This is a genomic window from Pantoea sp. GL120224-02, from assembly GCF_900215395.1.
GTDB classification, from domain to species: Bacteria; Pseudomonadota; Gammaproteobacteria; order Enterobacterales; family Enterobacteriaceae; genus Pantoea; species Pantoea communis.
The window spans coordinates 594,917-607,392 of the sequence record NZ_OBEC01000001.1 but is presented as its reverse complement, the minus strand read 5'-3'; the positions used below and the strand labels follow the sequence as shown (position 1 = coordinate 607,392).

Genomic DNA, 12,476 nt, shown 5'->3' with positions numbered 1-12,476 from the left:
AGGATTCCCCTGAGGCGACCACAACAGATGACAGCGCCCTACTGGATATGGCAGGCTAGCGCAGCGAAATTACAGGAGAACACCATGACCATTACGCGTATTGATCCCGCACCCCGCATGTCAGAAGCCGTTGTGCATAACCAGACCGTCTATTACACCAGCGTGCCAGAAAATCTGGATGACGATGCCGAAGCGCAAACCGCCAACGCGCTGGCGGTGATTGACGCGATTCTGACCCGAGTCGGATCAGACAAAAGTAAGATTCTTGATGCCACAATTTTCCTGGTCGATAAAGCTGACTTTCCGGCCATGAACCGTGCATGGGATGCGTGGGTTTCACCTGACAACGCGCCAGTGCGTTGCACCGTGCAAGCCGAGTTGATGAATCCGAAGTACAAAGTGGAAATCAAAATCATCGCCGCACTGTAACCCTTTCGGGCGTTATTCGTCTTCTTCGTCGTCTTCGAACATCGCCCGAATCGATTCACCCTGATAGCTCTGACGGATCTCGTGTGCCACTTGCGCAATCGCCTGACCACTCGCCATGCCACCCGCCATCAATTCCTGGATACGTTCCACAGCTTGCTGCTGCTGTTCATGAGATAAAGCCGGAAGACCTGTAAACATTATTTGCTCCTGGTGCAAAAGGGGACGCATTATTCCATGAGGAACAAACAGGTGCCAGCGACAAAAAAATGTGCCAGGCTACGCGCCTGCTTGTTGGATTAATTAGCCCGATGATCGTAAAAACCCTTAACCTGAAGTATACGCCGGATGCGCTGTTGCACCGTTTTTCTGCGCTTGCTCATCGTCCCTGGGCGATGTTGCTCACCTCTGGCCATGCCGACCACGCCGATAATCGTTTTGACATTTTAACCGCCGATCCGCGTGTCACGCTCACCACGCGCGGTGAGATGACGGAAATCGACTGCGACGGCAAGGTGATCCTCTCCGCCGATGATCCACTGCACCTGGTGCAGCAACAGTGCGAAACCCTTGGCGCGACGCCGTTGTTTAACGCCGATTTGCCTTTCCAGGGCGGCGCGCTGGGTCTGTTTGGTTATGATCTGGGACGCCGCTTTGAAATCTTACCGCAGCGCGCTGAGCAGGATCTGACAACGCCGGATATGGCAGTCGGCATTTACGATTGGGCTTTGATCGCGGATCATCATCAGCGAAAACTCACCCTGATTTCACTCACCGATGCCGGGCAACGCTGGCAGTGGTTGCAGGCACAAGCGATTCCGCAGCCTAAAGCTTTTGCGCTAACCAGCGACTGGCAGTCAAACCTCAGTTTTGATGAATATGCCGCGCGTTTTGCACAGGTTCAACATTACATTCAGGCCGGTGATTGCTATCAGGTGAACCTGGCACAACGCTTTCAGGCTCGCTATCACGGCGACGAGTGGCTGGCCTTTTTACGACTCAACCGCGCCAACCGCGCGCCCTTCAGTGCATTTATCCGCTTGCCTAAGAGCGTCATTCTTAGCCTGTCACCGGAACGCTTTCTCTCGTTACAGCAAAAGGAGATTGAAACCCGTCCGATCAAAGGCACCCTGCCACGCTTAGCCGATCCAGAAGCCGATCGCTTGCAGGCTGAGAAACTGGGCCATGCGGAAAAAGATCGCGCCGAGAACCTGATGATTGTCGATTTGCTGCGCAATGACATTGGCCGCGTGGCTGAACCCGGCAGCGTTAGCGTCCCTGAGTTGTTTGTGGTGGAACCTTTCCCGGCGGTGCATCATCTGGTGAGCACAGTACGAGCGCGACTACCTCAACATCTCGGCGCAACCGATCTCCTGCGCGCCTGTTTCCCCGGCGGCTCCATTACCGGTGCACCAAAAATTCGCGCGATGGAGATTATTGAGGAACTGGAACCGCAGCGCCGCAATGCCTGGTGCGGCAGTATCGGATATATCAGCCTGTGTGGTCGTATGGACACCAGCATCACCATTCGCACATTAATCGCTGAAAACCAGCATCTCTATTGTGCGGCGGGCGGCGGCCTGGTGGCGGATAGCGATGTGGAGCTGGAATATCAGGAGACCTTCCACAAGGTCAATCGTATCTTGCCCAGCCTGAGCGGCGAGGTTTAAATGAGCCTGACGCTCGACCAGTTCCTGAACCGCTTTGTCATGCAACCCCCTGTGAGTGCGCCCAAAAGCGTTATCAGCGGGCGGCGAGCGGCCGTGTTGGTACCGGTGATCGACGGTGCTGAACCGGGTTTACTGCTGACGCGTCGCTCATCACACCTGCGGAAACACGCGGGCCAGGTCGCGTTCCCCGGCGGCATGCAGGATGCAACGGATGATTCGCTGATCCACACTGCACTGCGTGAGGCCGAAGAAGAAGTCGGCATTCACCCCGCTCAGGTTAGCGTCGTGGGTGTGTTACCGCCCGTGACCAGCAGCACCGGTTTTGCCGTCACGCCGGTGGTCGGCATTATTCCAGCGGACCTGCCTCTCAATATTAATCCTGACGAAGTGGAAAGCACCTTCGCGATGCCGCTGGCAGAAGCCCTGCGTCTCAGTCGCTACAGTGGTCTCAGCTTGCGCCGTGGTCATCGTCAGCATCAGGTGTGGTTGTCGTGGTATGAGGATTATTTTATCTGGGGCATGACCGCCGGGATTATTCGCGCATTAAGTCAGCAAATCGCCCTCCCCTGAGTTCCGCACTGCGTGTTACTTCCGCCATAAACTCGATCCACTTCACAACCGCAGAATGGGATAACTATTTCTGTGGCTTATAATTAGTTTATTTCATGCGAAAAGCTGCTCGCTGAGTCACGCGGACGATTACTATTAGCCGCATAAACGGCCTCAGCCGTACAGAATAAGATTTGTGAGGAGTGTCACCGGTGATTAGTGTTTTTGACATGTTCAAAGTGGGCATTGGCCCATCCAGTTCACATACCGTAGGTCCGATGAAAGCGGGCAAGCAGTTTGTTGATCTGCTGGCCGAACAGGGCAAGTTGCAAGACGTGACGCGCATTGCCGTCGACGTCTATGGCTCGCTGTCGCTCACAGGTAAAGGTCACCATACCGATATCGCCATCATTATGGGGCTGGCCGGCTTTGAGCCCGCCACCGTGGATATCGATAGCATTCCCGCTTTTATTAAAGACGTCGAGCAGCGCGAGCGCCTGCTGCTGGCGAACGGTGCACGTGAAGTCGACTTCCCACGCGAAGGCGGCATGGTGTTCCGCAGTGAAAATCTGTCGTTGCATGAAAACGGCATGACGGTTTTCGCCTTTGCCGGCGATCTGCTGATCCTGACCAAGACCTACTACTCGATTGGCGGCGGATTTATCGTTGATGAAGAGCATTTCGGCCAATCCGTACTGGATGAGGTCTCGGTGCCGTATGCGTTCAACTCTGCCAAAGAGTTGTTGAGCCACTGCCATGAAAGTGGATTGTCCCTTTCCGGTTTGGTGATGAAGAATGAGCTGGCGCTGCACAGCCGTGAAGACATATATGCCTATTTCGGCAACGTCTGGCAAACCATGCAGGCCTGTATCGATCGCGGCTTAAATACGGAAGGCGTATTGCCGGGTCCACTGCGCGTGCCGCGCCGCGCTGCCTCGTTGCGTCGTTTACTGGTTTCTTCTTCCAAGCACTCCAATGACCCGATGAACGTGATTGATTGGGTCAACATGTTTGCCCTGGCGGTCAATGAAGAAAATGCCGCCGGTGGACGTGTGGTCACCGCGCCAACCAACGGCGCCTGCGGTATCGTCCCTGCGGTGCTGGCCTATTACGATCACTTTATTGAGACCGTGACGCCGGACATCTTCATCCGTTACTTCCTGGCCTCGGGTGCCATTGGCGTGTTGTATAAAATGAATGCCTCGATTTCAGGTGCTGAGGTGGGCTGTCAGGGCGAAGTCGGTGTGGCCTGTTCGATGGCTGCCGCTGGCCTGGCGGAGTTGCTCGGCGCCAGCCCGGAGCAGGTGTGTGTCGCCGCTGAAATCGGTATGGAACATAACCTGGGATTGACCTGTGACCCGGTGGCAGGTCAGGTGCAGGTGCCGTGTATCGAACGTAATGCTATCGCCTCAGTGAAAGCCATCAATGCTGCGCGCATGGCGTTGCGCCGTACCAGTGAACCACGTGTTTCACTGGATAAGGTGATCGAAACTATGTACGAAACTGGTAAAGACATGAATGCCAAATATCGTGAAACCTCACGCGGTGGCCTGGCGATCAAAGTTCAATGTGATTGACCAGGTGTGTTGAAAAAATAATCAATTAGATTTTTTTCTGCATCTCACGCTACCTCCCTGTGAGTAAACCAGATACATTAATTTGCGCGCGGCCCTTAGTGGCCGCGCTGTTTTTTAGTGCCGCTTTTTTTCTCTGCGGTGCGCTAAACCTGGCCGCCTCAATGCCGATAACCTACACGTTAATTTGGCTTCAATTTTTGTTTTGCAAGGTGGTTACTGATGCTCATTCCCCAGCAATTTGTCGGTCAATTTCGCCGTAAGCGTTTGCTTATCGCGTTGGTGATCGCGGCGCTGGTTCTGATTCTCACGCTGACTTTTCGTTATATCGAAGAGAAATCGCGTATTGAGCAGCAGTCCCTGAATTTTGCCAGTCGCGCCATTGAGCGCTTTGACCGCATGTTCTCCCCGCTGGATGTCTCCGCCAACAACACGCTTGGGCTGGTTGGCGTGCCTTGCGCACAAGTTCGCTATCCGTTAATCGAAAAGATTTCTTCATTGCAGACCGTGCGCACCATCCTGCTGGTGCAGGATGACAGTATTTACTGCTCCAGTATTTACGGCCCGCGCAATATTTCGTTTAGCCAGACCTATCCAGAGTTGGCGATTAATAATCAGCGCATGATGCTGACCACCGATAATTATCTGCTGAAAGGCTCACCGGTCTTGCTGCTGTGGACACCCAAATCGCTGGATAATCGCGATGGGCTGCTGCAGGTTATCAATGTGGAATTGATGACGAATTATTTGCTAGAGCCACAGTTACCCTGGGTCGAACGGGCCATTTTTAATGTCGGCGGACAGAGTCTGGAATATGGCAATCCGCTGATTGAAGAGACAGTGCCATCGGAAGATGAAGTGGCTTTCGATCAGGCTTCACTGCGTTACCCCTACAGCATTACCTTGTATGGCCCTTCTCCAGCGCGTCTGGCGTTGCATACGCTTCCTTCACAGCTACCGTTGGCGGTGCTGCTGAGTTTGCTGATGGGCTATATCGTTTGGTTAGCCACCGCGAACCGCATGAGCCTCAGCTGGCAAATCAGCTATGGCATTACCGCGAATGAATTTATGGTGTATTGCCAGCCGCTGATTAACGCCAAAAGTGGTGAGTGCGATGGCATGGAGTTGTTGCTGCGCTGGCACAATGCGCGTCAAGGCTGGGTTGCGCCGGATGTGTTTATCCCGCTAGCTGAGCGTCAGAACCTGATAGCACCACTGACGCGCTTTGTGTTAGCCAAAGTGGTGGATGAGTTGCCTAACCTGCCGCAATGTTCTTCTTTCCATATTGCGATTAACGTTGCCGCCAGCCATTTCCGCGATCGTGCGATTGTCGAGGATCTGCAAAGTATCTGGTGGCCCGCTAACCCGCTGCCGAAGCTGGTGGTCGAGTTGACCGAGCGCGATGCGCTGCCGGTGATTGATCAATCTGTGGTGTCGCAGTTGCATGAGATCGGCGTGCGCCTGGCGATTGACGATTTCGGTACCGGACACAGTTCCCTCGCCTACCTGAAAGACCTGAAGCCGGACGTGCTAAAAATTGACAAGATTTTCACTGCGGCCATCGGCACCGACGCGATTAACGCCACGGTGACAGATATGGTGATTTCGCTGGCGCAGCGTTTGAACATTGCGTTAGTGGCTGAGGGCGTGGAAACCGCGGAGCAGGCACACTATCTGCGTGAGCGCGGCGTGGATCATTTACAGGGCTATTATTACGCCCGTCCAATGCCCATCGAAGATTTCCCTGTGTGGCTGGAGCAGCATCAGGCGCATTTGAGGGCCTGATGTTGGGGGGCTGTGCCTGGTGGTGCGTTCCAGCCGGTAAAGGGGGATGTTCCGTAAAGACGGCGTGAATACATCCCTGTAGCCTCGGACGCCGCATCCCTGCGGCGTACGCTTTACTCCTCATCCCCCTTTACCGGCTTCATGTGGCATTTTTGCGGTCTGCATAGCGCTGTATTCGGATCGGGTCACAGAAATACAAAAGGCCGATATCGTGGATATCGGCCTTTTCGATGACAATTAACTTAGCGCTTACGCCTCATGCTCTTCATCTTCATGCGGCTTATCTTTGGTTACGCGCACCAGGTCGATACGGTAATCGGTAGCCTCAATGATTTGGAAGTGCAGCGGCGGCAGGTCGATGATCTCACCAGGCTGCGGCAGTTGGCCTTTCTGGGCAATCAACAGACCCGCCAGCGAGGCATGATCTTCTTCCCGATCCACCAGCTCATGGTGGTCGAGCAACTGCTGCAGTGAGTGCAGATCGGTACCGCCCTTCACTAACCAGCCATCACCATCCGCGATAATATCGGGCGTTTCATCTTCATCCGGGAACTCACCGGCAATCGCTTCCAGCACGTCCAGTGGGGTAATCAAACCTTGCACCACACCAAATTCGTTGGTGACGATGACAAAGCTGCCTTTAGCGCGGCGCAGTACGCCCAGCAGGTTGATCGGATCCAGCGTTTCAGGCACCACTATCGCCGGAGTGGTAGCAGCAAACGTCGCCACGTCCATACCATGCTCCAGCGCCACCAGCAGTTCTTTAGCACGCACCACGCCGATGATCTCATCCAGCTCACCGCGACATACCGGGAACAAACTGTGCGGCGTGTCGAGGAGCTGAATACGGATTTCATCCACCGGACGTTCAGCATCAACCCATGAGATATTGCCGCGTGGCGTCATGATGCTACGAATGGAGCGCTGTGACAGCGTCAACACGCCGTTGATCATATAACGCTCTTCGTCTTTAAATGCTTCCTGTGGCATCGCCTGCGTCAGCGAAGCTTCTTCAGTGGTCACCGGCTGATGACGCTGGCGACCGCCCATCAGGCGCAAGATCGCTTCAGCCGTACGTTCTCGCATCGGCCGATGTTCCTGATGGCGAATAAAGTTACGACGCGCAATTTGGTTGAACAACTCAATCACAATCGAGAAGCCAATTGCGGCGTACAGATAGCCTTTCGGAATGTGGAAACCGAAGCCTTCCGCCACCAATGACAAACCAATCATCAGCAGGAAGCTTAAGCATAGCACCACGACCGTCGGATGGGCATTGACGAAGTTGGTCAACGGCTTCGAAGCCAACAGCATCACACCCATGGCGATCACCACGGCGGTCATCATCACCGGCAGATGGTTGACCATCCCCACTGCGGTAATCACCGCATCAAGCGAGAATACCGCGTCCAGCACCACAATCTGGATCACCACGGCCCAGAAGCTGGCATAACCTTTGTTGCCCTGATGTTCCATGCCGCGGTTTTCCAACCGCTCATGCAGTTCCATGGTTCCCTTGAATAACAGGAACAAACCACCGAACAACAGAATTAAATCTCGCCCGGAAAAACTGAAATCGCCTACGCTGAATAGGGGTCGTGTCAATGTCACAATCCAGGAAATCAGCGACAGCAGGCCCAATCGCATCACGAGAGCGAGTGACAGACCGATCAGACGCGCTTTATCACGCTGTTTCGGTGGCAGCTTGTCCGCCAGTATGGCGATGAACACCAGGTTGTCGATGCCGAGAACGATCTCCAGCACGATCAGCGTTAGCAAACCCGCCCAAATTGAGGGGTCGAAGAGAAATTCCATCAATGACTCCTTACAGCACAGAGGGGCGAACGAGATTGAGCCTGCGCGGTGAAGCGAGACGAGAGATCGTTAGCAAATGAGGTCACGCTGAGGAGCGTTGTAGTGTGCGCCAGAAAGCGCTGAGAACATGTTGAGCGACGTCGGTGACGGTCCATATAGGTGAGCTGAAGCCCGATACTCCTGAATATTAAACAGAACGCTAATGTATCAGTTACATCAACAACGTCAAAAAATTTTATTACATTTACAAACAACTGCACAAACGCAGGAATAACGAACACAAATGCAATTTTGCAGCGTTACGCTCGAAATAGCTGACAAACATCACATAAATTATTTTTTCGCACACTAAAATAAATCGCGACCTTACTGCTGTGCAGCGGACAGTTTCGGAACATTTATTGATGCGACTCTTCATCTTAGACCCAAACGATCCACCTGAATCAACAACGGTAATTCTCAATGATTCCCGGCAATGCCAGAGAATCTCTCATGCGAACGGAGGTAGCAAGTGACCATTGCTATTGTAATTGGTACACATGGCTGGGCGGCAGAACAGCTGCTTAAAACAGCAGAAATGTTGTTGGGTGAGCAGGAAAATGTCGGATGGATTGATTTCGTGCCCGGCGAAAATGCAGAAACGCTAATCGAAAAGTATCAGGCGAGACTGGCAGAACTCGACACGTCGAAAGGCGTGCTGTTCCTGGTGGATACCTGGGGTGGCAGTCCATTCAACGCGGCCAGCCGCATTGTGGTGGATAAGCCGGATTATGACGTCATCGCCGGGGTGAACATCCCGATGCTGGTGGAAACCCTGATGGGGCGCGATGATAATCCATCCTTTGAGGAATTGATTCATATTGCCGTGGAAGCCGGCCGCGAAGGTGTTAAAGCCCTCAAGACCGAAACCCCTACCCCGGAAGCTGCAGCACCCGTTGCCGCACAAGCCCCGGCGCAACCGCAAAAGCCTTTGGCACCAGGCGAGCACATGAAGATCGGCCTGGCGCGCATCGATGACCGTTTAATTCACGGGCAGGTGGCAACCCGCTGGACCAAAGAGACCAACGTGACTCGCATCATCGTCGTCAGTGATGAAGTGGCTAATGACCATGTGCGTAAAACGCTGCTGACGCAGGTGGCCCCTCCTGGCGTGACCGCACACGTGGTGGATATTGCCAAGATGATCCGCGTGTGGAACAACCCGAAATATGGCCGTGACCGCGTGATGCTGCTGTTCACCAATCCTTCCGATGTGGAACGGATTGTTGAACAAGGCGTGGATATCAAGTCGGTCAACATCGGCGGCATGGCATTCAAACAGGGTAAAACCCAGGTCAACAACGCAGTTTCGGTCGATCAGAAGGACATTGAAGCCTTCCGTAAACTGAATGAACGCGGTATTGAGTTGGAAGTGCGTAAAGTTTCAAACGACCCAAGACTGAAAATGATGGACCTGATTGCCAAGGTCAATCAGTAGTTCGCTTTTGCCTGCGCTGGCGGGCGAATACTTGAGACCTTGCTGAGGAGAAAAGCAATGGAAATAACCACGCTACAAATCATCCTGATATTTATTGTGGCTTGTATTGCCGGGATGGGTTCGATTCTTGATGAGTTCCAGTTCCACCGTCCACTGGTGGCCTGTACCTTGATTGGTGCGGTTCTGGGTGACATGAAAACCGGTATCATCATCGGTGGTACCCTGGAAATGATCGCGCTGGGCTGGATGAACATCGGTGCGGCGGTTGCACCCGATGCGGCACTGGCCTCCATCATTTCGACCATTCTGGTTATCGCAGGTGGCCAAAGTGTTGGTGCGGGTATCGCACTGGCGATTCCACTGGCGGCAGCCGGCCAGGTTCTGACCATCATCGTCCGTACCATCACCGTTGCCTTCCAGCACGCTGCCGATAAGGCCGCCGAGAAAGGCAATCTGAGCGCCATCAGCTGGATCCACGTCTCCGCACTGGTATTGCAGGCGATGCGTATTGCAATTCCAGCCCTGATTGTGGCGATTTCAGTCGGTACCAGCGTGGTACAGGAACTGCTGAGTTCAATTCCAGAAGTGGTCACCAACGGTCTGAACATTGCCGGTGGCATGATCGTGGTGGTCGGTTACGCGATGGTCATCAACATGATGCGCGCAGGCTACCTGATGCCGTTCTTCTATCTGGGCTTTGTGACGGCGGCCTTCACCAACTTCAACCTGGTTGCTCTGGGCGTGATTGGTGTGGTCATGGCGGTGCTGTATATCCAGCTGGCGCCGAAATATAACCGTACAGCAGGCGCGGCCGCTGCCGGTCCTGCACACAATGACCTCGACAACGAACTCGACTAGGAACAGGTGAAATCATGGTTGATACAACTAACACGCAAAAGAAACTCACCCCGAGCGATGTCCGTGGTGTGTTCATCCGCTCTAACCTGTTTCAGGGTTCATGGAACTTTGAACGTATGCAGGCGCTGGGCTTCTGCTTCTCAATGGTGCCGGTGATTCGTCGCCTCTATCCTGAGAACAATGACGATCGTAAACAGGCGATTAAACGCCATCTGGAGTTCTTTAACACCCATCCATACGTAGCAGCCCCTGTGCTCGGCGTTACCATGGCGATGGAAGAGCAGCGTGCTAACGGCGCGGCGATTGATGATGCCGCGATTAACGGCATTAAAGTCGGCCTGATGGGACCGCTGGCGGGGGTGGGTGACCCGATCTTCTGGGGTACCGTTCGCCCGGTGTTTGCTGCACTCGGTGCCGGTATCGCGATGAGCGGCAGCTTGCTCGGTCCCCTGCTGTTCTTCATTCTGTTTAACGCCGTGCGTATGCTGACGCGTTATTACGGTGTGGCGTATGGTTATCGCAAAGGCGTGGATATCGTCAGCGATATGGGTGGCGGCTTCCTGCAAAAGCTCACGGAGGGGGCGTCGATTCTCGGCCTGTTTGTCATGGGGGCGCTGGTCAACAAGTGGACACACGTGAACGTGCCGCTTGTGGTGTCCCGCATTACCGATCACACCGGCAAAACCACCGTGACCACCGTTCAATCGATCCTCGATCAGCTGATGCCGGGCTTAATCCCGCTGCTGCTGACCTTCGGCTGTATGTGGCTGCTGCGCCGTAAAGTTAACGCACTGTGGATTATCGTGGGCTTCTTTGCCCTGGGTATCTTTGGTTACTGGATCGGCCTGCTCGGTCTGTAATCATCTCGCCGGGGGCCTCGGCTTCCGGCAGTTTTCAGCGAAGTTACCTGAGCGCCAACGTTGAGGTAAATTCGGTTGAGGAAGAAAATGTAATGTCACTGACTGACGCTCTGATTGCCCTGCTGATCATCGCTTTCGCCCTGTTCGCAATTTACGATGACGCTATCCTGCCGCGGCGCAAGGGGCCGACCAAATTGCGTGTCGCGCTGCGTCGTCGCCATAAGATCGACAGCGGCATTTTTATCGTGTTGCTGCTGATTTTACTGTGGAATAACGTCAGCAACCATGGCCCGCAGCTCACCACCACGCTGCTGATGGTGCTGTGCTTTATGGCAATCTGGCTGTTCTGGCTACGCACGCCGAAACTGTTGATGAAGACAGAGGGACTGTTCTTCGGCAGCGTGTGGATCGACTATCGTCGTATTCAAAGTATGAACTTGTCTGAGGATGGCATTTTAGTCATGCAACTGGAACAGCGTCGCCTGCTGATTGCCGTGCAACAGCTCGACGACCTGGAACGTATCTACAATACGCTGGTGGAAGCGCGTTAAGTGCGCTGCCATAGCGTCAGCATGAAGTCGGCAGCGCAGCTAAAGCTATCGGCTGCCACCAGCTGTTGCCAGACTTCTTCGCGCGCGCGCCAGGCAAAAGGCGTCATCTGCAGCAAGCTCACTGCTTCGGCCCCATTTAACGTCATCTCATAACGCAGATTGTGTTGCCCGACCTGGCTAAAACCTTCGTAAGCCTTTTCTTCTGCCGCGTGCAGCTGCACTTCACGATAAATCAACGCTTTGAACTGCTGAAGATGATGTGGACCCGGCGTCACCGTCAGCAGATAGCCGCCCGTTTTCACCACCCGGTTCAGTTCGGTTTCATTACAGGGAGCATAGATGCGCACAATGCCCTCCAGCGATGCATCAGCAAAGGGTAAACGCTGGCTGGAGGCGACACAAAATTTCACCGTGCGATAACGTTTAGCCGCCATGCGAATCGCCGCTTTCGCCACATCCAGGCCAAACAACTGCGCCTGCGGAAGGGCTTCTGCCATTGCTGCGGTGTAGTAACCCTCGCCACAGCCAATATCCAATACCTGTGCCGCCTGGCCATTCAGGCGCTGTGCCAGATGTTGCGCCACTGCATCGCGTAATGGCTGATAGTGGCCGGCATCAAGAAATGCGCGACGTGCCAGCAGCATTTCCGCACTGTCACCCGGTTCCTTTGAGCCTTTATGCTGCACCGGCAACAAATTAACGTACCCTTCTTTAGCCTGATCGAATTGGTGACCTGCATCGCAGCGGAAGCTGTTGGCTTGCTGGTGCAAATGTTGCTGGCAAAGGGGGCAAATCAAAGACATAGACAACTCCGGGTTCACGATTCGCGCGCAGTTTACCCTGATTGTCTGGCAACAGAAAGGATAAAAGAAAAGCCCCGGTCAGAGACCAGGGCTTTACAATTCGTGTCA

General features: G+C 54.0%; 12 protein-coding genes. 9 read left to right on the top strand and 3 right to left on the bottom strand.

All coding sequences use genetic code 11. The features are described 5' to 3' along the window. The first annotated feature begins 84 nt into the window (after positions 1-84). Entirely contained in the window at positions 85-429 is a 345-nt protein-coding gene (locus CRO33_RS02760; RefSeq protein WP_097116882.1) for a RidA family protein, read from the top strand. A gap of 12 nt (positions 430-441) precedes the next feature. Here CRO33_RS02760 and CRO33_RS02755 read toward each other — a convergent pair whose 3' ends face one another. Beyond that, on the bottom strand, positions 442-627 hold the full coding sequence (locus tag CRO33_RS02755; protein WP_034828730.1) for a YoaH family protein: 186 nt from the start codon (positions 625-627) through the stop codon (positions 442-444). A 110-nt stretch (positions 628-737) separates the two neighbouring features. Here CRO33_RS02755 and pabB point away from each other — a divergent pair, with 110 nt between their 5' ends. From pabB to CRO33_RS02735, 4 genes are all read left to right on the top strand, one after another. Then, positions 738-2,096: an aminodeoxychorismate synthase component 1 gene (gene pabB, locus CRO33_RS02750; RefSeq protein ID WP_097117254.1), complete on the top strand. Its 1,359-nt coding sequence runs from the start codon at positions 738-740 to the stop codon at positions 2,094-2,096. Beyond that, positions 2,097-2,666, top strand: coding sequence for a CoA pyrophosphatase (locus CRO33_RS02745; RefSeq protein ID WP_097116881.1), 570 nt, complete (start codon positions 2,097-2,099; stop codon positions 2,664-2,666). It begins immediately after the preceding gene. Positions 2,667-2,857: 191 nt separating this feature from the next. Next, positions 2,858-4,222: an L-serine ammonia-lyase gene (locus CRO33_RS02740; protein ID WP_058962469.1), complete on the top strand. Its 1,365-nt coding sequence runs from the start codon at positions 2,858-2,860 to the stop codon at positions 4,220-4,222. A gap of 219 nt (positions 4,223-4,441) precedes the next feature. Continuing rightward, a complete protein-coding gene (locus tag CRO33_RS02735; protein WP_097116880.1) occupies positions 4,442-6,004 on the top strand; it encodes an EAL domain-containing protein in 1,563 nt (520 codons plus the stop codon). A gap of 249 nt (positions 6,005-6,253) precedes the next feature. Here CRO33_RS02735 and CRO33_RS02730 read toward each other — a convergent pair whose 3' ends face one another. Beyond that, the gene (locus tag CRO33_RS02730; RefSeq protein WP_034828721.1) at positions 6,254-7,819 is read right to left on the bottom strand and encodes a TerC family protein; all 1,566 of its coding nucleotides are present in this window, start codon (positions 7,817-7,819) and stop codon (positions 6,254-6,256) included. A gap of 511 nt (positions 7,820-8,330) precedes the next feature. Here CRO33_RS02730 and manX point away from each other — a divergent pair. From manX to CRO33_RS02710, 4 genes are all read left to right on the top strand, one after another. Then, on the top strand, positions 8,331-9,296 hold the full coding sequence (manX, locus tag CRO33_RS02725; protein WP_097116879.1) for a PTS mannose transporter subunit IIAB: 966 nt from the start codon (positions 8,331-8,333) through the stop codon (positions 9,294-9,296). Positions 9,297-9,353: 57 nt separating this feature from the next. After that, entirely contained in the window at positions 9,354-10,154 is an 801-nt protein-coding gene (locus CRO33_RS02720; RefSeq protein WP_034828717.1) for a PTS mannose/fructose/sorbose transporter subunit IIC, read from the top strand. Positions 10,155-10,168: 14 nt separating this feature from the next. Next, a complete protein-coding gene (locus tag CRO33_RS02715) occupies positions 10,169-11,014 on the top strand; it encodes a PTS mannose transporter subunit IID (RefSeq protein WP_038646579.1) in 846 nt (281 codons plus the stop codon). A 92-nt stretch (positions 11,015-11,106) separates the two neighbouring features. Further along, positions 11,107-11,565, top strand: a complete 459-nt coding sequence (locus tag CRO33_RS02710; protein ID WP_058960161.1) for a DUF986 family protein — start codon at positions 11,107-11,109, stop codon at positions 11,563-11,565. Here the strand turns inward: CRO33_RS02710 and rlmA are convergent. Beyond that, complete coding sequence (gene rlmA, locus CRO33_RS02705; RefSeq protein WP_097116878.1) at positions 11,562-12,368, bottom strand: 23S rRNA (guanine(745)-N(1))-methyltransferase; 807 nt, start codon at positions 12,366-12,368, stop codon at positions 11,562-11,564. The genes CRO33_RS02710 and rlmA overlap by 4 nt on opposite strands. Positions 12,369-12,476: the final 108 nt, after the last annotated feature.

Coding starts and splice junctions, on each gene's coding strand:
- CRO33_RS02715 (WP_038646579.1), top strand. CDS start 10,169: ATGGTTGATACAACTAACACGCAAAAGAAACTCACCCCGAGCGATGTC.
- rlmA (WP_097116878.1), bottom strand. CDS start 12,368: ATGTCTTTGATTTGCCCCCTTTGCCAGCAACATTTGCACCAGCAAGCC.
- CRO33_RS02730 (WP_034828721.1), bottom strand. CDS start 7,819: ATGGAATTTCTCTTCGACCCCTCAATTTGGGCGGGTTTGCTAACGCTG.
- CRO33_RS02760 (WP_097116882.1), top strand. CDS start 85: ATGACCATTACGCGTATTGATCCCGCACCCCGCATGTCAGAAGCCGTT.
- pabB (WP_097117254.1), top strand. CDS start 738: ATGATCGTAAAAACCCTTAACCTGAAGTATACGCCGGATGCGCTGTTG.
- CRO33_RS02755 (WP_034828730.1), bottom strand. CDS start 627: ATGTTTACAGGTCTTCCGGCTTTATCTCATGAACAGCAGCAGCAAGCT.
- CRO33_RS02735 (WP_097116880.1), top strand. CDS start 4,442: ATGCTCATTCCCCAGCAATTTGTCGGTCAATTTCGCCGTAAGCGTTTG.
- CRO33_RS02720 (WP_034828717.1), top strand. CDS start 9,354: ATGGAAATAACCACGCTACAAATCATCCTGATATTTATTGTGGCTTGT.
- CRO33_RS02745 (WP_097116881.1), top strand. CDS start 2,097: ATGAGCCTGACGCTCGACCAGTTCCTGAACCGCTTTGTCATGCAACCC.
- CRO33_RS02710 (WP_058960161.1), top strand. CDS start 11,107: ATGTCACTGACTGACGCTCTGATTGCCCTGCTGATCATCGCTTTCGCC.